The sequence below is a fragment of the Metabacillus sp. SLBN-84 genome, from assembly GCF_053629595.1.
Genome location: NZ_JBRJIP010000001.1, coordinates 223,893 through 244,079, shown reverse-complemented (window position 1 = coordinate 244,079; position 20,187 = coordinate 223,893). Strand labels below are relative to the sequence as shown.

The window sequence follows — 20,187 nt, the reverse complement described above, 5'->3', positions numbered from 1 at the left end:
TTCCCTGCTGGGAATTCTTTTATTTATGGTTCCGATCAGCTATAAAGGCGAAGTGACCATTCCAATCGCCATCTTCTCCGGAATGCTGCAGAAGGCTCTTGGCCCGTCGCTTCCGGCGGTCATGACTGTTATCATTATCCTGACACTTATCGGGACACTTGCAGCCAAATGGATGAAACCGGACTTCGTTGCAAAGAGCCCGTTCTTTACAACCTTGTTTGATGTTCCGGTTATCTGGGTAATTGCACGTGTACTTGGCGCCATTTTCGCCGTGCTTACGCTTTTTAAAGCAGGACCGGAATGGATCTGGTCTGAAAACACCGGAGGACTTCTGCTTAATGATCTGCTTCCGATTTTGTTTTCCGTTTTCTTTTTTGCAGGGCTGCTTCTGCCTCTGCTTTTAAACTTCGGACTGCTTGAACTTTTCGGTTCACTGCTTGCTAAATTTATGAGACCTGTTTTTAAACTTCCCGGCAGATCTTCTGTCGATTGTGTCGCTTCCTGGCTCGGAGACGGAACCATCGGCGTGCTGCTGACAAGCAAACAGTATGAAGAGGGCTTTTATACGAAGAGGGAAGCTGCCATAATCGGAACAAGCTTTTCTGTGGTTTCCATTACATTCAGCCTTGTCGTGATTTCTCAGGTTAACCTGGGTCATATGTTTGTGCCTTTTTATCTGACAGTCACATTTGCAGGAATCATTGCAGCTCTTGTACTTCCGAGAATACCTCCGCTTTCTGTAAAAGCAGATACGTATTACAACGGACAAGAGGAACAAATTTCAGAAGCAGTGCCTGAGGGCTATACGCCATTCAGCTGGGGGTATAAACAGGCGCTTAAAAAAGCAGAGGAAAATAAAAGCACAGCAGCCTTTTTCCAGGACGGCGCGAAAAACATTCTTGATATGTGGATGGGTGTAGCCCCGATTGTTATGGCTCTTGGAACCATTGCGCTGGTCGTTGCTGAATTCACGCCTGTTTTTGACTGGCTTGGCATGCCGTTTATTCCGCTGCTTGAACTGATGCAGATACCAGAAGCACAGGAAGCATCAAAAACACTTGTTGTCGGATTTGCCGACATGTTCCTTCCAACTGTTCTCGCTGCTGATATTACAAGTGAGATGACCCGGTTCATTATCGCCTGTGTATCTGTCACACAGCTTATCTATATGTCTGAAGTGGGCGGACTGCTGTTAGGATCTAAAATCCCGGTTTCCTTTAAAGATCTCGTGATTATCTTCCTGCTCCGTACACTGATTACACTGCCGGTGATTGTCGGTATTGCTCATATATTGTTTTAAAATCGTTAAAAGACCGTCTGGCTTCCCCAGACGGTCTTTTGCTGTTTATCAGTCTATATTCTTATACAGTCAGCGCCATTTTCTCAAGCTCTGCTTTCAGCACCTTCGCAATTTCAAGCATGCCGTATTTGCCAGCAGCTGCCTCAGCGTCTCCATTGTAATTTGTGTTGGTATTGATATCATATGTGTAAATCTCGCCGTTTGCATCGCGGATGAATTCAATACCTGCCACTTTAACGTCATTTGCTTTCAGCATCGTTTCATATCTTGAAATGATTTCTTCATTCACGTCATCAACAATCTGAAACTTTGGTTTCACAGGAGCTTCCTCTCCAACCGGGCAGAAAAGATCGCCTATCTGGCAGGCGTCAGCCGGGCAAAGCTCAAATCCTTCTGACGTGTCTACACGCACAGCATACAGGAATTTGCCGTTTACAAATTCGCAGCGCGTGATATACGGCTCAGGCGCCTGAATGTATTCCTGTATAAGAGTAATGCCGTCTACCGGCTCCTCAAAATCCGGACCTTCCACATACTGCTTCAGTCCTTCAATGGAATGGAAAAGCTGAACACCAAGTCCTTTTCCTGCACGGTTATGCTTTGTAATGAAAGGTTTTCCTTCAAATTGGGCTGCTGCGTTTAATACAGCCTCTTTTCCAACAGCAGCTGTTGTTTTCGGAGTTTGAATGCCGTGCTCATTTAAGGTCATATACTGAGCAACCTTGCTCACTTCAAGCTGAATAGCCCTGCTGCCGTTATAGACTTTGCGGTTATGGCGTTCAAGCCAGTACAGCACAGACGCTGCAAGTTCCGGTGCATACCGGTGGCCTCTCGTATGTGAAGAAGCGCTCATGCGATTATAGAAGATTCCCTCAGGCGGTGCTTCAGACAGATTCACAAGCCCCTGATCGAGATGCCATTCCTCATATGGAACATTCAGTTCGTCCAGTCTTTTCGTCAGATGGTCTGTCCACTCTTTATTTTCATGAATAATATACACTTTGCTCATTTCATATATCCCCCATCCTGTTGTACATAAATTAGCCTAATCCTACTATACCCATCAATTATCTGTCAATTTATAAGGTTCTGTCAGTTAGTGGCATGGACAAAGAATGTGTTCTTATGCGGGCAGTTAAAAATAGAATAAGAATAAGAGAATGTATGATGTTTTATTTTTTGAAAATTTAATTAAAAGAAATAGTTAGAAACACTGGAATTTTAACCCTGATGTGATATACTAATTGTAACAAAACGTTCACAAAATATTTTCTTGTTTGTCACATTTTTATTTATGTAAGCGTTGACAATAATTTTAAACGGGAGTTGTTAAACATGGATGTATTCTTCGTCTATTTGCTCATTGTAAGTGCTACGCCGCTCTTCTTGTGGGATCAGCGAAAAAGCCTGGCGCTCCTTCATATACCGTTCATCTTAATGCTGTGGGTGTACTTCGGAATGTTTGCCACAATGGAGCTTGCCATGCCGCTGCACATTATCGGGGGGTCACTATTCCTTGTTAACCTGGTGTTCGCCCATGTTGCAGCCTATCTGATTTACGCGAAGCCGATCTTAAAACGCAAAGCTGATCCTAAAAGCAATTTGGATATCATCAAATAAAAAAATCCCGGACACCAAAGTCCGGGATTTTTTCTGTTTATTAGTGATCGTTCATGACCCATACAGATCCAAGAACTGTTACAACGGCAACAAAGATCGCGAATGCTGTATTGACAACCTGTACGTTTCCGCTTTCTGATTCCGTCATGTGCATGAACATGAAGAGCTGAATGCCAGCTTGAAGGAATGCCAGAGTGAAAACAACGGCTATTTTAATTGATAATGAAAAATCAGTATATAAACCAATCCAAAGTGCGACGATTGTCAGTACAATCGAGGAGATAAACCCTATCACGTGACTCCACGGAAAGTGGTTGTGATCTCCTGCTGTGTTTTGCTGATTATTAGCCATGCGGACTTAATCCTCCCATCATAAGGAGCAGGTATACTCCCGAAAAGATGAAAATCCAGACAACATCAAGGAAATGCCAGTAAAGACTTGAGATGAACAGCTTAGCTGATGTTTGAGGAGTTAATCCTCTTTTCTTTACTTGCATTAAGATGAAACTGATCCAGAATATCCCGATGGTGACGTGAAGTCCATGGGTTCCTGCAAGAACAAAGAATGCTGACCACATTGCACTTGACTGCAATGTAGCACCATGGTGAACATACTCTACAAACTCATATATTTCGTAACCGACAAATCCCAGTCCAAGGGCCAATGTGATGATTGTCCACATGATGACGCCTTTTTGGTTGTGGCGGCGCAATTCGTGAATTGCAAGGCCACATGTGAAACTGCTCGTAAGCAACAGAAACGTCATGATCAAGACGCCTTCAATCTTAAACAGATCAGTCGGCAGCGGGCCGTCTGCTGTCATCGGCGCAAGAACGAAGTAAGTCGCAAATAGCGTTGCAAACAGGGCAATTTCAGCACCAAGGAAGATCCAGAAGCCAAGAATATTCAATCGGCCTATTTCAGATTGATATTCAAGAGGCACACTCGGATCATGTTCTTCATGATGATGTGCATGTTCCATCATTCACGCCTCCTTTACACAGATATTTTTTGTTCTGTTTCTTTAATTTCTTCAACACTTACATAGTAGCCATGATCTTCTTCGAACGAACGGAGGATCATGCAGGCAAAGATTCCGATTAAACCGGCAATGGCAGGAATCCACCATTCAAATACAAGAGCGAAACCGCTGATTCCGAAGAACACGGACATGATGAACGGTCTGCCTGAGTAGTTAGGCATGTGAATCGGCTTGTATTCCACTTCTTTTTTCTTGCCTGTTTCTTTTTCTTCCATTTTCATTTGCCAGAATGCATCAAGACCCTTTACCTCAGGTGTAACCGCGAAGTTGTAGTGAGGCGGAATCATTGTTGTTGTAGACCATTCAAGCGTACGGCCGTCCCATGCATCTCCAGTTTGCTCGCGAGGAGAGTAGCGGAAGCTGTAGTAGATGTTGTATACGAGAACAACGAATCCAAGTGCCATTCCGATTGCACCGATGGATGCTACCACGTTAAGCCCCGTCCATCCGTCTGCAGCGCCATACGTCGAAATACGGCGTGGCATACCTGCAAGCCCAAGGAAGTACATTGGGAAGAAACAGATGTTAAAACCAATCGTGAACAGCCAGAAGCTGACTTTCCCGATTTTTTCGTTCAGTTTGTGTCCGAACATCTTCGGATACCAGAAAATCAGACCTGCGAAACATGCGAAGACGGTTCCGGCAATCAATACGTAATGGAAGTGAGCAATCAGGAAGTACGTATTGTGGTACTGATAGTCTGCTGCTGCCATCGCAAGCATAACTCCTGTTACACCGCCGATGACGAAGTTTGGAATAAACGCAAGTGACCAGAGCATTGGTACAGTAAATCTGATTCTTCCTTTGTAAAGCGTGAAGAGCCAGTTGAATATTTTAACACCCGTCGGTATGGCGATCGCCATTGTTGTGATGGAGAAGAACGAGTTAACAAGTGCTCCTGAACCCATCGTGAAGAAATGGTGAACCCAAACGACGAAACTTAGGCCAGAAATTGCAACGATGGAAACAACCATCGCTTTATAGCCGAACAATGTTTTTCGTGCAAACGTTGAGATGATTTCTGAGAAAATCCCGAACGCAGGCAAGATAACGATGTAAACCTCAGGATGACCCCAAATCCAGAACAAGTTCGCCCATAACATCGGCATACCGCCGTTCTCAAGGGTGAAGAAAGCTGTTCCGAACAGCCTGTCAAATGACATGAGCGCAAGCGCAACTGTCAGTACAGGGAAAGCGAACACGATAATCAAACAAGTGATTAGAGATGTCCAAGTAAACATTGGCATGCGCATTAGCGTCATACCAGGCGCACGCATCTTTAAGATCGTGACCATGAAGTTAATACCTGTCAGGAGGGTACCGATACCGGCAACCTGCAGGCCAAGAAGGTAGTAGTTCTGTCCAGGTCCGGGACTTGCCTCGTTGCCTGCGAGAGGCGTGTAGCTCGTCCAGCCTGCATCAGGTGATCCGCCGATAACAAACGAAATGTTAAACAGCATCGCACCGACAAAGAATGTCCAGAAACTTAATGAGTTAAGGTACGGATATGCAACGTCGCGCGCTCCAATTTGCAGAGGAACAACAACGTTCATTAGACCAATCAAAAACGGCATCGCCATGAAGATAATCATGATCGTTCCGTGAGTCGTGAAAATTTCATTGTAATGCTGCGAATTCAGAAACTCTGAATCTGGCAATGTCAGCTGGGCGCGCATTAAGAGCGCATCTACTCCCCCGCGGAACAGCATAAGAATGGCAGCAATGATATACATGATTCCAAGCTTCTTATGGTCGACAGTCGTAATCCAGTCTGTCCAGAGCCATTTCCACTTTTTAAAATAGGTAAGGCCTGCCACAACGGCGATGGATGTAAGCAGTATTGAGATTTGGGCGCCGAGTATCAGCGGATCGCCCATAACAATAAATTCATCCCATTTCATAGTTGATGTTTCCTCCCTTCTCAGTGAGAATGTTCTTCTTCAGTCTTTTCGTCTGATTCATGCTCAGAGTGGTCTGACCCGTCTTCAGAATGTTCTGAACCATGTCCTGAATGACCTTCTGATTTTTGTGTATGATCAATGTTCATTTCTTTATTTGGATCGATTTTTTCCAAGTGTTCAACTTCATCGTGCTTGTGAAGCTCATAATCAGTCTGTTCGCGGACTCTCACTGCATATTCAGAGTCTTTAGAATGATCCACCCACTCAAGGTGAGTATTGGAGAATGTCATTTCTCCAGTTGTGCCAGGAATCATAAGCTGATCGTACTGATCCTGCGTTAGCTCAGGTGCAGAACCTTTTGTTTCTTCTGCCCACTTCTCAAACTCTTCTTCAGGCATGGCTTCTACATCGAATGTATGTCTTTCAAAGCCTTTACCCGTGAAGTTCGCGTTGCGGCCTGCATACGTTCCAGGCTCATCTGCCTGCAGATAAAGCTTAGTCTGCATGCCGGACATCGCATATTTCTGTCCTCCAAGCTGCGGAATCCAGAAAGCTGTCATTGTGTCGGCCGAAGTAAGCTTGAACAGTACAGCACGGTCTTCAGGAATGTTTAAGTAGTTAACAGTCTCAATTCCCTCTTCTTCATAAGAGAAAATCCATTTCCAGTCAACCGATGTTGCATGTATAACCAGAGGCTCCTTATGTTTAGATGATTCAGGCGGCTTTTCAAGTGCATAAATAGTTTGAACGGTCGGAACAGACAGCGCAATTACGATCAGAATCGGAATAACTGTCCAGACAATCTCAAGAAATTTGCTGCCTTCCATTTCAGGCGGCTCATATTCAAGGTTGTCTTTGCGCTCACGGTATTTAATAACAATGAGGGTAAACAGAACAAACACAACAGCTATAATGAAAAGCATAAAACCTATCGACAAAAGAATAAGGTCACTTTGTGCAGCTGCAACTGGCCCTTTCGGATCCAGGATCACATAGTTGCTGCATCCGCCCAGAAAAAAGACAGAGAGTAATAGACCTAACGCATAAAACGGTTTAAACAGCTTGAACACCAGGTTCACCTTCCTTCCTAATTAATGGCATGACTATTATGCATGCTTTTTGCAAAAAAAGCACGTTTAAATTATGGCAGAAAAACGATGTTTTCGTTTTCTTTTCCTCTATATGCTAGCAGAGCAGGCTTCATCATGTGAGTACCCTTCATTAAATGTCACGAACATTTCATCAGTCGTTCAAACAAATGTCACATTTTCATCATACTTTAGTCATATTTATTCCAGTCCTTTCTTTTAATGGAATTGAAAGTGTTTTTATTAAAATTTTGCTTTTTAAGGATAAATAAGTAAAGAGAGCATCAAACCTCCTTTTACCCTTGCTGCAGAAGGGGTAAACTCTGTAATATGTTCAAACTCTCAGTCTTTGTATCTAGTTTGGGAGAGGTCTTTTTAAGCGAGAGCATTGGTCGATTAGAGGGTACGATTCTGACGTTTCCTTACCCTTGCATACCGTTTTACGGTTTGGCGGGGTACGATTCCGGCGTTTCCTTACCCTCCCATACCGTTTTTCGGTTTGGCAGGGTTCGATTCCGGCGTTTGCTTACCCTCGCACATCGTTTTTCAGTTTGGCAGGGTACGATTCAAACCGTTGCTTACCCTACCATATCGTTTTTCAGTTTTAGAGGGTACGGAAATCACCGCTTACAAACCCTCCCCGCAAAAAAAACAGCCCCGAATCCGGGACTGCTGCATGTCAGTCAAACTTCAGCTTGGACAGGGCATCTGCCAAAGCCGGGTTTGATAAATCATCATTCTGTTTTTTCATGTAGTTTGCGACTTCTTTTTTGGACACTTTTGTGTTCTGGGTTTTCTTTTTGCGTTCGGTAAAGGCGGAGAGCTTTTCGCGGTGACCGCATTTGCACAGGAAGAACTGTCCGTCTCCCTCGCCCCGAAGCTCGAGCTTTTTATGGCATACAGGGCATCTGGCATTGGTTGTGCGCGCAATTCCTTTTCTGTAGCCGCACTCCCTGTCCTGACATACGTGCATTTTTCCTTTTTTGCCGTTCACTTCAAGAAGAAGCTTGCCGCACTCAGGGCATTTTTTGCCGACGAGGTTATCGTGCTTAAAGGTTTTGCTGCTGTTTTTCACTTCGTGGACAACCGCTTTTGCATAGCCCCTCATCTCCTGGACGAATGCCTGCTTTGCAAGCTTGCCTTTGGCGATTTGTGTAAGCTTTTGTTCCCACTCCGCTGTGAGGGCAGGTGATTTTAAGTCTTCAGGCACAAGGTCGAGAAGCTGTTTCCCCTTGGATGTGACGAAAAGTTCTTTTCCTTTTTTCTCAACTAAGAAGCTGTTGAACAGTTTTTCAATAATATCCGCCCGGGTTGCCACGGTGCCAAGGCCGCCGGTTTCGCCGATGACTTTCTTTAAATCTGCATTTCCTGACATATATTTTGCCGGATTTTCCATCGCTGAAAGCAGGGAAGCTTCATTGAAGCGGGACGGAGGCTTTGTTTCTCCTTTCGTCTGTACAAGTGACTTAACGCTCAGCACGTCACCTTTGTTCAGAATCGGAAGCTGCTGCTCTGAAAGGCCGTCCTTCTCGTCTTCCTCCTCATACTCATACACTTCTTTCCACCCTTGAGAGAGGACCGCTTTTCCTTTTGCAAGGAAGGTCTCATCTCCAATCCTGCAAGTGAGGGATGTTTGCTCGTATTCAAATGCCGGAGAGAGAACCGCCAGGAATCGCTTGACGACTAAATCGTAAATTTTTCTCTCTTTGTCGCTGAATGCAGAAGGAATTACCGTTTCTTCCGTTGGAATGATGGCATGGTGATCTGACACTTTGCTGTCATCCACAAATGATGAGTTGGCCTTTATCGGTTTTTGCAGAATCTTCATCGCTGCCTTTGCATAAGGCTTTACTCCGCAGGCTTTTACGCGTTCTGCAAGTGTTTCGACAAGATCTGTACTTAAAAAGCGCGAATCTGTTCTTGGATAGGTCAGCACTTTATGCTGTTCGTAAAGCTTTTGCATGATGGACAGTGTTTCTTTCGCCGAGTATCCGAACCGTTTATTCGCATCTCTTTGAAGCTCCGTCAGATCATAAAGACCAGGAGAAAACGTCTTTTTGCGGGCTTTGTCCGCCGACACAATGACAGCATCCTTCCCGGAAAGCCCTTTTGCTAAAGCGGCCACTTTCTCCTGTTGAAAGGATTTGATATCCTTCGTTTTTGCATCCTGCCAGACGAGATGCAGCCCCTCTTTTGTCTGGGCTTTCAGGCCGTAGTACGTTTTCGGCTGAAACTGCCTGATTTCTTCTTCGCGCGCTGCAATAATGGCAAGCGTCGGTGTCTGAACACGGCCTGATGACAGCTGGGCATTGTGCTTCGTCGTGAGCGCGCGCGTTGCATTCATCCCGACGATCCAGTCCGCCTCCGCCCTCGCTTCAGCTGAATGAAAAAGAGGCTCATAGTCTTTTCCGTTTTTCAGCTTTTTGAACCCTTCTTTAATGGCTTTATCCGTAACAGATGAAATCCACAGCCGCTTAATCGGTTTATGGACATGCGCTTTTTCAATAATCCACCGCGCAACAAGCTCGCCTTCCCGTCCGGCGTCTGTCGCGATGACGATTTCTGTCACGTCCTTGCGGTTTAAAACGGCTTTTACCGCGTGAAACTGCTTGCTTGTCTTTTTTATCACAACGAGTTTCAGCTCGTTTGGAAGCATCGGCAAATCTTCCATCTTCCACGTCTTGTAGGAATCACTGTAAGCTTCAGGATCCGCGTGTGTAACAAGATGGCCAAGAGCCCATGTCACAATGTAATTGCTGCCTTCAAAATACCCGTTGCCTTTTTTTCCGCACTGTAACACTCTTGCAAGGTCCCTTCCGACAGAAGGCTTTTCTGCAAGTACTGCAATTTTTCCCATAGTCACATTCCTCACTTTCATTCGATAGTATATCGTATCACATCTTCACACTGAAGGTTTTGTACCACTCGGGCTCGCACTGGTCAAAATCTGAATGGTCTGCTGCAATCATATTGAGCCTTGAGATCATCTGATCCATCAGATGCGGTGTTTCTCTTTTCGTCCAGACAACGGCGGAAAAGATGCTCATTGCCGCATAGAGGCTGTAAAGCGTCCAAAAATCATTCGGAATGCCGTCTTTAAAGTACCCGTCAATCTGTCCTGCTGAAAAGGGAACACTTACTTCCCGGCTGAACAGGGCCACTTTATAAAAATCATGATAAGGATCACCAAAATCATGGCGGTTAAAGTCAATACAGCCCGCATATTTCCTGTTTTTCACAATAAGATTTGCGGGATGGAAATCATCGTGCTGAAAAGTGCGCGGACGGCCTTTGAGCAAGTGAAGATGTTCATCAATAAATTGACCGGCACAGCCGCCATACTCAAGCTGGATGTTAAGCCTTTTATATGCGTCCGAATATCGCTGATGCTTGGCAAAGGCGGCCTCATACCATGTGTGAGGCGCAGGCGGCCTCATACCATGTGTGAGGCGCAGGCGGCCTCATACCATGTGTGAGGCGCAGGCGGCGCGGGAATCGTATGCAGCGCACGCAGCTCAAGGCCGGCCTCAAAGCCTATCTCGTACTGCTCCCTGACTGTAAGAATAGGAAGAACGCCCAAAGCTTCCTCACCCTCAATATACCGGACGATCATATAGCAGATATTCAAAGGTTCAATGATTCCGAAATCAACAGGGACTGACGACTGAATACCCCGTTTTTCAGCTTCTTTCAGCATGTCATATTCTTTTAGCTTAGAAGCCTGCTGATTCAGATCTGCCGTGCGAATGACATATTTTTTTCCGTCTTCGTCCACCGCTAGATACTTTTTATCGTATGAGAATCCTTTTTCTATTTTATGAATGGCCTTGAAGCTGTCAAAACAGCGTTCTAATTCCAGTTCCATACCCATCCCCCTGTCCTGAAAAAAACAAGATTTCTCTCATATGTTACCATATTCAAAGACAGGAGGCTGTTTAGCACGAACACTGAAAGTGAGGATCAGTCATGCACGCTGAAGTACAGAATTACTTTTCAAGAGCAAATATTAACCACCTGGCAGATATGGTTCTGCTGCGCAAGAAAATCCTTGCCGCCCTTCCGTCTGCGGAGGAGGGCTTTCAATACGGATTCCCTGTCTATTCGCTCTCGGGCGAACCGGCTGCAGGCTTTGCAAGCCGGGAAAAAGGACTGATGTTTTATTTAATGGACCCCGGAATCGTTGCCCCTTATCATGAAGATCTTGCAACGAGAATCACGGGAAAAACCTGCATCATCCTGAAAGAAAACTCTGATACGCCTAAGAGCATCATCCTCGACTGCATTGACCGCATGCTCGCCGACGTAAGAAGCAAACACCTTTCCTAGCTGCGGCACCGCAGTTTTTTTCCCGTTTTCAGACAACATTGTGCCATAATGTTCCGCTTCTGCGGTATAGCTTAAATAATCGGGATTTAGTATGATGGTAGAATGAAACGTTTAGAAAGCAGCGGAGGGTTAAAAAGAACATGAGTTTACTTACAATTGATAAATTAAGCCATACGTTTGGCGACCGTACTTTATTTAAAGATGTATCCTTCAGGCTTCTTCCGGGGGAGCATGTAGGCCTTGTCGGAGCGAACGGCGTCGGGAAATCGACGCTGATGAACATCCTGACAAAAGAATTGATCCATGACACAGGAAAAGTGGAGTGGACACCCGGTGTTCACTACGGATACCTTGACCAGCATACGGTCCTGTCAAAAGGGAAAACAATCAGAGACGTATTAAGAGACGCATTCCTGCCTCTGTATAAAAAAGAAGAAGAGCTAAACGAAGTTATCGCGAAGATGGGAGATGCCTCTCCTGAAGAGCTTGAAGATCTTCTTGAACAGATGGGGGAAATTCAGGATCACCTGGACGCCGGAGGCTTTTACTCGCTTGATATGAAGGTGGAGGAAGCAGCACGCGGGCTTGGCCTTGATGCCATCGGACTCGACCGCGACGTATCAGCGCTGAGCGGCGGGCAGCGGACGAAGGTGCTCCTTGCAAAGCTATTGCTTGAACAGCCTGAAGTGCTTCTTCTGGATGAGCCGACGAACTACCTTGATGTTGAGCATATTAACTGGCTCAGCAATTACTTGAGAGAATATCCGCATGCATTCCTTTTGATTTCGCATGATACGGAATTTATGAACGGGATTGTTGATGTTATTTTCCATCTTGAATTCTCCAAACTGACGCGCTACACAGCAACTTATGAAAAATTCCTGGAGCTTGCGGAAATCAACAAGAACCAGCACATTAACGCGTATGAGAAACAGAAGGAATTCATTAAAAAACAGGAAGATTTCATCGCTAAAAACAAAGCGCGCTATTCCACGACCGGACGTGCAAAAAGCCGCCAGAAGCAGCTTGACCGCATGGAGCGGATTGACCGTCCTGAGACAGCGATGAAACCGACATTTGAATTTAAAGAGTCTCGCGGAAGCAGCCGGTATGTTTTTGAAGGAAAAGACGTCGAAATCGGCTATACGCAGCCTCTGCTGCCAAAACTGACGATGACGATCGAACGAGGGGAAAAAATCGCAATCGTCGGCTGCAACGGGGTCGGAAAATCCACCCTGCTGAAAACGATTTTAGGTAAAATCAAGCCTCTCGGCGGATCGATCCAGCTTGGAGACTTCCTCTATCCTTCTTACTTCGAGCAGGAAGTAAAAGCGGAAAACATTACGCCGATTGACGATGTATGGAGTGCATTCCCGGGCCTTGACCAGCATCAGGTACGCGCGATGCTAGCACGTGTCGGCCTGAAAAATGAACACATTTCCCGTCCGCTTAATCAGCTGAGCGGAGGCGAACAGGCAAAGGTGCGCCTGTGCAAACTGCTTCAGAACGAATCTAACTGGCTGCTGTTTGACGAGCCTACGAACCACTTGGACGTAACAGCCAAAGAAGAGCTGAAGCGGGCCATTAAAGCATACAAAGGAACCGTTGTCCTTGTCTGCCATGAACCTGACTTTTATGAAGACTGGGTCACAAAGGTCTGGAACGTAGAAGAATGGGCGGAGCAGGCTCAATCATAAGAACAAAAGCGGAAGCGCCAAGGCCCGCTCCGATAGGCAGATAAGAATCCGGCGGAAAAGTCCGGGTTTGACTTTTTTGACGGATTTGTTCTGACAGAGGATCTAGGCGCTGGAGCTGGACGAGGTTATCCACAGCCTATTACTTTTATAATTTCTTTAACACCAAAAAATCCGGCACATCGGTGTGCCGGATTTTTTGTATTTTATAAAACAGCCAAAACGCTCGTGCAAGCAATGATTTCCTGTCAGTCAGATGCAGTAAAGCGGGCTGATGAGCAAGTTATACCTTCACAGACTCCTGCACGGCAGCCTTCGGGTGAACATCAAGGCTTCCTGTATACTCAACCGTGCCGATTTCGCAGTTTTCACCGATGGAAATATCCGTTCCCCTGACAAGCTTCGCTTTTGTATTTTGAAGGCGGACCGAATCTCCTTCAATGACCTCTGTGTGAAGATAAGGCTCTGAATTCATAAAACGGAACAGGCGGCGGAAGAGATTAAATGATTTTTCGGCACTGACGGTAATTGTTTCGCCGCCGATTTCTTTCACTTTTGAATAGTGATCAACGCAAATTTCAATCTGATCCGCACTAAGCAGTCCTCCGACATGGATCACTCCGCTTGAACGGAAGCTCTCTGCTTCACAGTCATTTGATGCACTCAGCAGTCCGCTTACTTCCACTCGCTCAGCTTGAATCTTTCCCATCACTTTTGCAGATCCGTTCACTTTAAATTCCCCGGCCGTCAATTCTTTCAGTAATTTTGCAGATCCGTTCACCGTAAATTCTTCAGCAGAAACCGTTTCCTCAAACTTTGTGCTGCCATTCGTTTTAAGAAGCTTTGTTTCAATCTTCCCCTTCAATGTTGAAGATCCGGAGATTTTAATCTGCTCTGCAAGAACAGAGCCTTCCACTTTTCCGGAACCGTCAATTTTCAGGCTTTCGCATTCAACATCTCCGTGGATCTTGCCGCTTCCGCTTATTGATACATGCTCATACTGGCCGCCGCCTGCAGAACCGGATCCATTTATTTTTAAATCATGCCGTTTCGTTGCCTGTTCCATTTTCCCCATCCCCTTATTATTAAATGGTCGAAAGCCGTTTTTTCAACTGATTAACTTTGTCTTCCAAATTGATCCGCACAAGCAGTTCCGCTTCCGCAATTACCTCAGAAGGCGGGCTGATGATCACCCACATGGTGACCCCGTTCTTTTCAAATCCAACCAGTTCACTTGTTTTATGTTCAGCTTCCATGTACCTGCCCGACAGAAATTCAAGCAGTTCTCTGCACTGACCATCATTGAGCTTTACCCGGAGGTCTTCTGCGAGTGAAAGAAAAAGAATAGAGTGGAAATCATAACTTTCCCCTCGGAACAGATCTCCAAATGCTTTCAATGTCTCAGGCTTCAGAAATTTTATGAGAAGGTCTTCTTTAAGAGTCACTTCCGCAGGCTTCGGGGAAAAAAACGCCGACAATTCGTCAAGCGAATACTCATCTTTCATTCCTTTTATCGCTTCCACACGTTCAAGCATCTTCTCCTTAGGAAAAAACGTCTCCTGTCCGGTGAAGCTTGATTTCTTTATAAACCATTCTTCAGGAATGATGTTTTTCCTCTTCCATCTGTAAAGCTGCCCGTAAGAAATTCCGGTTGCATCAAGCAGTTCTTTTTTCGAAATAACATCTTGTTCCACTTAAATCCTCCTTTCGTAAAACATTGTTACGCTACCTAGTTTGAATGTAACATAACATTGTTACGTTGTAAATAACTTTAGTGGAATATTTTTGAAAGTCTGAAAGGCTGCTCTGACGCAGTTTTACTAAACTGCTTTTACTCGAGCGAATTCCCCTCCAAAAAAAATAACGGAATCCGTCATCTGGATTCCGTCAGTTCATAGCTGTCCCAAGAGCCTGTTCAGACAAATTGATCAAGTCAATGTCTTTTTGATTAATTCCATAGAGCAAAAGCAGGGATAGTGTATAGATTCCTTTAAATCTCGCAAGTTCTGCAGTTGCGGAGCTCACGTCACCGTATATCTCAAAAAACACCTTTCTTGCATGTGGTGTGAAAAATCCGTAAACCGCTGAGAGATCAACTGCCGGATGCCCGATATGAAGATCTCCCCAATCAATTACACCTGAAAGGGAACCTTCTTCGTCTACGAGAACATTGCGTATGTGCAGATCCCCGTGTACCAGGCAATTGCAGCTGTCCTGCTTCAGAGGCTTCCGTTTTTCCACATACGTTTTCAGCCGCTGTACAATTGGACTTTCCGGAAGGTGATCACTTAGCTTAGCCGCGGTCTCCCTCATCATTGGGATGCGCTTGTCCATATCAAGTCTTCCAAGTGTGTCCGGCTCAGCACCGGATTTTTTGGCTGTCTCAACAGGGATGCCGTGCAATGCTTTTAAGAAATACGCTAGCTTTTGCGCATTCCGGTTTTGCTGTTCCCCATTCCATTTAACCGGCGTTTTTCCAGGTAAATGCCTGTAGCCAAGGTATGGCCATTTATAGCCGCAGCCGGGGTTTCCGCTGAATAAGGGAGCTGGAACAGCCATTCCAAGATCGGGGATAAGAGGGAGCACGCTCTCCTCTGTCTTCAGCAGGTCAACCGCTATTTCTCTCCGCGGAAACCGGAAAACATACTGGCCGTTCACTTTGAAAACCGTATTGTCAAATCCATACCCGAGCAGCTCGGCATGAACGGGGTGCAGTTCGGGAAAATCCTTTGATATGAGCTGTTCTGCCTGATCGGCTGTAACTCTCTGGTCCGGTGACCATGGATTTGCCATTGTTATCGCCTCGTTTTGCGGCGCGGCTGACCTCTGTTTTCTTTTTCAGGACGATATACCTGATCTTTGTTTTTCGGCTGTGAGGTGTATTCAGAGGAAGGAATATCAATCACCTGTCTTGGCAGCTTCATGCCGATGCCCTTTTCAACCGTATTCAGGTCGTCCATATCTTTTGGAGCGGCGAATGTAATCGCCATACCGTCTCCTCCGGCACGTCCTGTTCTTCCAATACGGTGGATATAGGTTTCTGCATCTTGAGGCATATCATAGTTATAGACGTGAGTAATTCCTTCTACGTCAATTCCGCGTGCGGCAACATCTGTTGCAACCAGATATTGAATTTTAGCTTCTCTGAAAAGCTTCATGACTTTTTCTCTTTTAGCCTGGGAAAGATCTCCGTGAAGCTCTTCTGCTTCATACTTTCTTGCTTTCATTGCATCAATGAGTCTGCCGGCCCTTATCTTTGTCCGGCAGAAAATAATGGCAAGGAAGGGCTGCTGCTCGTCAAGAAAGCGGAACAGGGCTGCCTGTTTGGCTCTGTCATTCGTTTCAATAACAAGCTGATTGATTTTTTCGACCGTAACCTTTTTTTCCTGCACCGTGATTTCTTTCTGGTTCGACATGTATTGTCTGGAAAGCTCTTTCACTTTTGGCGTGATCGTGGCTGAGAAGAGCATCGTCTGGCGGGACTGGAAGGTTTGGGATACGATGTCTTCAATATCTTTGTGGAAGCCTGCGAGCAGCATTTGATCCGCTTCGTCAATGACAAGCATGGAAACGCCGGATAAATCGATGGTCTCTCTGCGGATGTGGTCGAGAATCCTGCCCGGCGTTGCAACTGCAATATGAATGCCGCGGCCAAGCTTTTTTATCTGCCTCTCAACATCTTGTCCTCCGTAAACGGCGAGGATGCCGAATCCTCCAAGTCTGTCTGTCAGCTTCTTAATTTCCGCCGTTATTTGAATGGCAAGCTCTCTTGTCGGGGCAAGAATGAGTGCCTGCATTTCATTCCGCTCCACCTCTATTTTTTCAAGAATCGGAAGGACGAAAGCAAGGGTTTTTCCCGTTCCTGTCTGTGCTTTTGCAATGATATCCAATCCTTCAAGTGCAGCAGGAATTGTCTTTTCCTGTATGGGTGTCGGTGCTGAGATTCCCTGGCGTTTAAGGGCGGCAGCTGTTTCTTCTGAGATTCCTAATTCTGAAAACGTCATTCTAATTTAGTTTCCTCTCTATTCTCCGTCTTTTCTTAGATTCTTATTGTACACTTCCGGACTGGTAAATAAAACAGCAGCTATTTCCCAGAAAATATCAGGATCTTTTTACTGCTTTCATTTTAAGCCCGTTTTTCACACGCAATGAGACAAGCGGTTCAGGCTGAAGCCTTTCGTCCGGAGAAATGAGTTCAAGCTTGTATTCCCTTAAAACCGAGGCAGAGATTAAGACAGCCTCCATCATGGCGAACTGGCTGCCGATGCAGCCTCTTGACCCTCCTCCAAATGGAAAAAAGCCGTACAGGGGAATTTCTTCTCCGCTGTCCTTTGAAAATCTGCCTGGATTAAATGTTTCGGGGTCACTGAAGAATGCTGGATTCCGGTGCATAACATACGGACTAATAAGAAAGATAGACCCTTTTTGAAAGTGGGTTCCTGCAATTTCAACATCCGTTTTCGCTTCCCGCAGGATAATCCATGCCGCAGGATAGAGTCTGAGCGTTTCCTGCACCACCTGCTGCGTGTAGGGAAGGGCCTTCATCGATTCAAAAGACAGCTGTCCCGCATCCTTTATTTCTGCCAGCATCCTTTCTTCCACTTGCGGATGCTTGGCCAGGACAGCAAAAATCCACGTCAGTACGTTTGCGGTCGTTTCATGGCCGGCTATTAAGATCGTGACAATTTGATCTCTCAGCTCTGTTCTTGTCAGCGGCTCTCCATTTTCATCCGCTGCCTGAAAGAGGAGGCTGAGCAAATGGCCGCTGTCCTGATTGTTCTCGCCCTTTTCAATAAGCAGATCTGCCAGCTCATCCAGGGTTTTTACACCGCGCTTATATTTTCGGTTTTGCGAAGTGGGAAGAAAATCAGGCGGTGAAAAAGGAGTCAGAAGAGAATTGGCCGTTTTTTCAATAATATCGCTTATCGCTGATGCGACAGGATTTGTTTCGTTACTCAGCCTTTCTCCGAACATGGTTTGAACGATAATCCGAAGAGTCAGATTCATCATATCCTCATGAATGGATCTTGTTTCTCCATCCCTGTAAGAAGAAAGCAGTTCTTCCGTCATGGAAACAGCTATATCTGCATACTCCGCAACTTTCCGTTTATGAAAAGACGGCTGCATGAGCTTTCGCTGACGCCTGTGCACTTCTCCTTCACTCGTCAAAACACCGTTTCCAAGCGTTTTTCCCAGCGTTTTTGAAGAAGAGCCTTTTACAAAAGCCTCCTCTTTTAACGTCAGGATCTGTTTGACAGCTTCTCTTGAATGAATGATATAGGATGTATTTTTTGACCTGGGGTTAATGGCGACAATTTCTCCGAGAGTATGTGTTTTGTATAAAAATTCAAGGGGATCTTTGCGGAATTTGAGGTAGTTCTGCAGCTGGGTTCCCGGTATTTTAGCAATCATCAGAAAATCCTCCTATTTGATTGATTATATGACAAGTATACAGCAGAACGCTGCTTTCCCGGGAGAAAGAAGCGTCCCCAAGAGAGAGTTCTATTGTTCTCTGTTAAAAGGTAGTATAATATGAATGAATGATTAAAAAGGAGGATGTCCCATGTCCGAGAAAAAAATGACCCTTCAAGAGGCGATTAAACAAAAGCTTGAAAGCAAAAAACAGGCACAGGCAAACGGCCAGGCCGGCGCTAAAGGTTCCAACCAGACCAAGAGCATGAAAAGCCAGGTGTCAAAGAAAACAAATAATCAGCGCAGAAGAATGGGCGTCTGATGAACGGCCAGAACAGGGAGCACGTTAAGCCCGGCATGTCCGTTCAAATTGTATTAAAGCAGGACCAGCGAAGCGGCAAGCTTACGCCTGGCATCGTAAAAGACATTTTGACAAATTCCCCCTTTCACCCTCACGGCATTAAGGTAAGACTTCAGGATGGACAAGTTGGAAGAGTCAAGTCAATCGATGTTAAATAAGTGTCTCGTTTGATCATATGGATCATAGATGAGAACATAGACAGTCAGCTGCCCTTCAATGACTTCTATCTTTTGTGAGAGCTGAAAGCCAAAATGTTCGTAAATACGGACATTTTCAAGTGTCTCTGTCTCAAGAACGCAGAATGTTTTTTTGCTGTCAGCTTCCTTGAGCGCAGCCCTTATCATTCTGCTCATAAATTTTTGGCCGCGACAGGCCGGATCTACTGCTACCATGTCTATGACTAGATGTGGTTTTTGTTTTTTATAGATGGCCATTTTCGCATGCACGGAAGATAGTTTCTGCGCTTTGCGTATAAATGGAATCAGCGGAACTTCCCTGATAAGGAGAAGACTTCTTAAAACGGTTTTAATGATGGCTCCACATAATACAAAATAGGAAGCAGCTTTATCCGTTCTTCTGACTGCAAAAATCCCTTCGACCTTATCTGACGTCACATAAACATCACTGACGGCAGCCACGATTTCCACTGTTCCTTTGTACGCGTTTTCAAGGATTTTTCTTCTCTTTTTTTCATCTGGAAAAAGATAAATGAACAAGGGGTTGCTGTGAAACGATTCTGAAAGCATGGCAGCAGCTTTATCTCTGTGTTTCTTTTGAAAGACAGTCAGTTTCTCATACATTTTCAGCCCTCCCTGTAAGAATATATGCTTTCTTGCACAAAAAAAGCTAACGTTTCAAGGTTAGCTTTTTCTATTTATTCATTTTTTCCAAAAACCCGCCAATCAGGTCATCTGCGGTTTCCTCTTTCTCTTCTTTCTCAGTGGATGCAGCTGTTTCCTGAAGGGCTTTTTCCCAGTCAAAATCATCGAGGCCCTGATTAGGATCGAAATCCTCTTCTGGTTCTGGATCTGAGTCCGGACGCACACTCGGCACTTCCTGCAGATAGAGCGCCTCGTCAATATCCAGCGATTTGCTCGTAAAGGAGGCAAGCAGGGAAGCGGCTCTTACCGGATCTGCAAGGATCTGATAAACAATGCTGCCAAGCAGCGCTTCAGAGTGTTCATGCTTGATCCAGTCCTTTTGAGCTTTGCTGAGCTTTTGCGGAATGGGGATGGTGATGCTTTCTTTGTCTTTGACAAATGAATCACTGACGCCCTGTGTGACGAATTCCGCAATTTTGCTTGAGAAATTCCTTTTTTCTGTCTCTTTCAGCTTCTGAAGCTGTTTGATAATATGCTCAGGGGTATCTGAGGGGATGCGGAACGTGATCGCCTGTCCCCTCTGAATGCCTGATGAACCGCCCTTATTCATATAACCACCCT

The 20,187-nt window shown here is 45.4% G+C and carries 21 protein-coding genes; 6 read left to right on the top strand and 15 right to left on the bottom strand.

The features are described 5' to 3' along the window. Positions 1-25: 25 nt before the first annotated feature. Positions 26-1,300: a YjiH family protein gene (locus RKD52_RS01200; RefSeq protein ID WP_369735138.1), complete on the top strand. Its 1,275-nt coding sequence runs from the start codon at positions 26-28 to the stop codon at positions 1,298-1,300. Positions 1,301-1,361: 61 nt separating this feature from the next. Here RKD52_RS01200 and RKD52_RS01195 read toward each other — a convergent pair whose 3' ends face one another. Then, complete coding sequence (locus RKD52_RS01195) at positions 1,362-2,309, bottom strand: ATP-grasp domain-containing protein (protein WP_454098339.1); 948 nt, start codon at positions 2,307-2,309, stop codon at positions 1,362-1,364. Between the two features lie 326 nt (positions 2,310-2,635). Here RKD52_RS01195 and RKD52_RS01190 point away from each other — a divergent pair, with 326 nt between their 5' ends. After that, a complete protein-coding gene (locus RKD52_RS01190; protein ID WP_029283175.1) occupies positions 2,636-2,920 on the top strand; it encodes a spore morphogenesis/germination protein YwcE in 285 nt (94 codons plus the stop codon). A gap of 40 nt (positions 2,921-2,960) precedes the next feature. Here RKD52_RS01190 and qoxD read toward each other — a convergent pair whose 3' ends face one another. The 7 genes from qoxD to RKD52_RS01155 all read right to left on the bottom strand — a co-directional run bounded on the left by qoxD (position 2,961) and on the right by RKD52_RS01155 (position 10,817). After that, a complete protein-coding gene (qoxD, locus tag RKD52_RS01185; protein ID WP_320155349.1) occupies positions 2,961-3,272 on the bottom strand; it encodes a cytochrome aa3 quinol oxidase subunit IV in 312 nt (103 codons plus the stop codon). Continuing rightward, positions 3,265-3,903, bottom strand: a complete 639-nt coding sequence (qoxC, locus tag RKD52_RS01180; protein ID WP_320155429.1) for a cytochrome aa3 quinol oxidase subunit III — start codon at positions 3,901-3,903, stop codon at positions 3,265-3,267. Before qoxC ends, qoxD begins: the two co-directional genes overlap by 8 nt. A gap of 14 nt (positions 3,904-3,917) precedes the next feature. Next, entirely contained in the window at positions 3,918-5,864 is a 1,947-nt protein-coding gene (qoxB, locus tag RKD52_RS01175; protein WP_454098338.1) for a cytochrome aa3 quinol oxidase subunit I, read from the bottom strand. A 20-nt stretch (positions 5,865-5,884) separates the two neighbouring features. Further along, a complete protein-coding gene (qoxA, locus tag RKD52_RS01170; RefSeq protein ID WP_454098337.1) occupies positions 5,885-6,934 on the bottom strand; it encodes a cytochrome aa3 quinol oxidase subunit II in 1,050 nt (349 codons plus the stop codon). 697 nt (positions 6,935-7,631) lie between these two features. Further along, a complete protein-coding gene (locus tag RKD52_RS01165; protein WP_454098336.1) occupies positions 7,632-9,809 on the bottom strand; it encodes a DNA topoisomerase III in 2,178 nt (725 codons plus the stop codon). 37 nt (positions 9,810-9,846) lie between these two features. Further along, on the bottom strand, positions 9,847-10,389 hold the full coding sequence (locus tag RKD52_RS01160; RefSeq protein ID WP_454098335.1) for an aminoglycoside phosphotransferase family protein: 543 nt from the start codon (positions 10,387-10,389) through the stop codon (positions 9,847-9,849). Further along, positions 10,386-10,817 carry a phosphotransferase gene (locus tag RKD52_RS01155; RefSeq protein ID WP_454098334.1) on the bottom strand — a complete coding sequence of 144 codons (432 nt, stop codon included), beginning with the start codon at positions 10,815-10,817 and terminating at the stop codon, positions 10,386-10,388. The genes RKD52_RS01160 and RKD52_RS01155 overlap by 4 nt, the downstream gene beginning before the upstream one ends. A gap of 101 nt (positions 10,818-10,918) precedes the next feature. Between RKD52_RS01155 and RKD52_RS01150 the strand changes: the two genes are divergently transcribed. Together RKD52_RS01150 and RKD52_RS01145 are read left to right on the top strand one after the other, a co-directional pair. Continuing rightward, positions 10,919-11,278: a DUF1801 domain-containing protein gene (locus RKD52_RS01150; protein WP_454098333.1), complete on the top strand. Its 360-nt coding sequence runs from the start codon at positions 10,919-10,921 to the stop codon at positions 11,276-11,278. A gap of 140 nt (positions 11,279-11,418) precedes the next feature. Then, positions 11,419-12,975 carry an ABC-F family ATP-binding cassette domain-containing protein gene (locus RKD52_RS01145; RefSeq protein ID WP_454098332.1) on the top strand — a complete coding sequence of 519 codons (1,557 nt, stop codon included), beginning with the start codon at positions 11,419-11,421 and terminating at the stop codon, positions 12,973-12,975. Positions 12,976-13,255: 280 nt separating this feature from the next. On the opposite strand, the gene RKD52_RS01140 is transcribed toward RKD52_RS01145, so the two are convergent. The 5 genes from RKD52_RS01140 to RKD52_RS01120 all read right to left on the bottom strand — a co-directional run bounded on the left by RKD52_RS01140 (position 13,256) and on the right by RKD52_RS01120 (position 18,384). Continuing rightward, on the bottom strand, positions 13,256-14,038 hold the full coding sequence (locus RKD52_RS01140; protein ID WP_454098331.1) for a polymer-forming cytoskeletal protein: 783 nt from the start codon (positions 14,036-14,038) through the stop codon (positions 13,256-13,258). Positions 14,039-14,057: 19 nt separating this feature from the next. Next, complete coding sequence (locus tag RKD52_RS01135) at positions 14,058-14,666, bottom strand: DUF4004 family protein (protein ID WP_454098330.1); 609 nt, start codon at positions 14,664-14,666, stop codon at positions 14,058-14,060. A 193-nt stretch (positions 14,667-14,859) separates the two neighbouring features. Beyond that, the gene (locus RKD52_RS01130; protein ID WP_454098329.1) at positions 14,860-15,765 is read right to left on the bottom strand and encodes a phosphotransferase; all 906 of its coding nucleotides are present in this window, start codon (positions 15,763-15,765) and stop codon (positions 14,860-14,862) included. A gap of 2 nt (positions 15,766-15,767) precedes the next feature. Beyond that, positions 15,768-16,976, bottom strand: a complete 1,209-nt coding sequence (locus RKD52_RS01125) for a DEAD/DEAH box helicase (RefSeq protein WP_454098328.1) — start codon at positions 16,974-16,976, stop codon at positions 15,768-15,770. Between the two features lie 97 nt (positions 16,977-17,073). Further along, on the bottom strand, positions 17,074-18,384 hold the full coding sequence (locus RKD52_RS01120; protein ID WP_454098327.1) for a cytochrome P450: 1,311 nt from the start codon (positions 18,382-18,384) through the stop codon (positions 17,074-17,076). A gap of 151 nt (positions 18,385-18,535) precedes the next feature. Here RKD52_RS01120 and RKD52_RS01115 point away from each other — a divergent pair, with 151 nt between their 5' ends. Together RKD52_RS01115 and RKD52_RS01110 are read left to right on the top strand one after the other, a co-directional pair. After that, the gene (locus tag RKD52_RS01115) at positions 18,536-18,706 is read left to right on the top strand and encodes a hypothetical protein (protein ID WP_168713773.1); all 171 of its coding nucleotides are present in this window, start codon (positions 18,536-18,538) and stop codon (positions 18,704-18,706) included. Further along, positions 18,706-18,903, top strand: a complete 198-nt coding sequence (locus RKD52_RS01110) for a YwbE family protein (RefSeq protein ID WP_369734981.1) — start codon at positions 18,706-18,708, stop codon at positions 18,901-18,903. Before RKD52_RS01115 ends, RKD52_RS01110 begins: the two co-directional genes overlap by 1 nt. On the opposite strand, the gene RKD52_RS01105 is transcribed toward RKD52_RS01110, so the two are convergent. After that, the gene (locus tag RKD52_RS01105; protein ID WP_454098326.1) at positions 18,886-19,545 is read right to left on the bottom strand and encodes a GNAT family N-acetyltransferase; all 660 of its coding nucleotides are present in this window, start codon (positions 19,543-19,545) and stop codon (positions 18,886-18,888) included. The two genes, RKD52_RS01110 and RKD52_RS01105, sit on opposite strands and share 18 nt — an antisense overlap. A 70-nt stretch (positions 19,546-19,615) precedes the next feature. Beyond that, a complete protein-coding gene (locus RKD52_RS01100) occupies positions 19,616-20,176 on the bottom strand; it encodes a hypothetical protein (protein ID WP_454098325.1) in 561 nt (186 codons plus the stop codon). Positions 20,177-20,187: the final 11 nt, after the last annotated feature.

Bases quoted from the DNA above. Each gene is read 5' to 3' on its own strand.
- RKD52_RS01200 (WP_369735138.1), top strand. From the start codon at position 26: ATGGTTCCGATCAGCTATAAAGGCGAAGTGACCATTCCAATCGCCATC.
- RKD52_RS01195 (WP_454098339.1), bottom strand. From the start codon at position 2,309: ATGAGCAAAGTGTATATTATTCATGAAAATAAAGAGTGGACAGACCAT.
- RKD52_RS01190 (WP_029283175.1), top strand. From the start codon at position 2,636: ATGGATGTATTCTTCGTCTATTTGCTCATTGTAAGTGCTACGCCGCTC.
- qoxD (WP_320155349.1), bottom strand. From the start codon at position 3,272: ATGGCTAATAATCAGCAAAACACAGCAGGAGATCACAACCACTTTCCG.
- qoxC (WP_320155429.1), bottom strand. From the start codon at position 3,903: ATGGAACATGCACATCATCATGAAGAACATGATCCGAGTGTGCCTCTT.
- qoxB (WP_454098338.1), bottom strand. From the start codon at position 5,864: ATGAAATGGGATGAATTTATTGTTATGGGCGATCCGCTGATACTCGGC.
- RKD52_RS01165 (WP_454098336.1), bottom strand. From the start codon at position 9,809: ATGGGAAAAATTGCAGTACTTGCAGAAAAGCCTTCTGTCGGAAGGGAC.
- RKD52_RS01160 (WP_454098335.1), bottom strand. From the start codon at position 10,389: ATGAGGCCGCCTGCGCCTCACACATGGTATGAGGCCGCCTTTGCCAAG.
- RKD52_RS01155 (WP_454098334.1), bottom strand. From the start codon at position 10,817: ATGGAACTGGAATTAGAACGCTGTTTTGACAGCTTCAAGGCCATTCAT.
- RKD52_RS01150 (WP_454098333.1), top strand. From the start codon at position 10,919: ATGCACGCTGAAGTACAGAATTACTTTTCAAGAGCAAATATTAACCAC.
- RKD52_RS01145 (WP_454098332.1), top strand. From the start codon at position 11,419: ATGAGTTTACTTACAATTGATAAATTAAGCCATACGTTTGGCGACCGT.
- RKD52_RS01140 (WP_454098331.1), bottom strand. From the start codon at position 14,038: ATGGAACAGGCAACGAAACGGCATGATTTAAAAATAAATGGATCCGGT.
- RKD52_RS01130 (WP_454098329.1), bottom strand. From the start codon at position 15,765: ATGGCAAATCCATGGTCACCGGACCAGAGAGTTACAGCCGATCAGGCA.
- RKD52_RS01125 (WP_454098328.1), bottom strand. From the start codon at position 16,976: ATGACGTTTTCAGAATTAGGAATCTCAGAAGAAACAGCTGCCGCCCTT.
- RKD52_RS01120 (WP_454098327.1), bottom strand. From the start codon at position 18,384: ATGATTGCTAAAATACCGGGAACCCAGCTGCAGAACTACCTCAAATTC.
- RKD52_RS01115 (WP_168713773.1), top strand. From the start codon at position 18,536: ATGTCCGAGAAAAAAATGACCCTTCAAGAGGCGATTAAACAAAAGCTT.
- RKD52_RS01110 (WP_369734981.1), top strand. From the start codon at position 18,706: ATGAACGGCCAGAACAGGGAGCACGTTAAGCCCGGCATGTCCGTTCAA.
- RKD52_RS01105 (WP_454098326.1), bottom strand. From the start codon at position 19,545: ATGTATGAGAAACTGACTGTCTTTCAAAAGAAACACAGAGATAAAGCT.
- RKD52_RS01100 (WP_454098325.1), bottom strand. From the start codon at position 20,176: ATGAATAAGGGCGGTTCATCAGGCATTCAGAGGGGACAGGCGATCACG.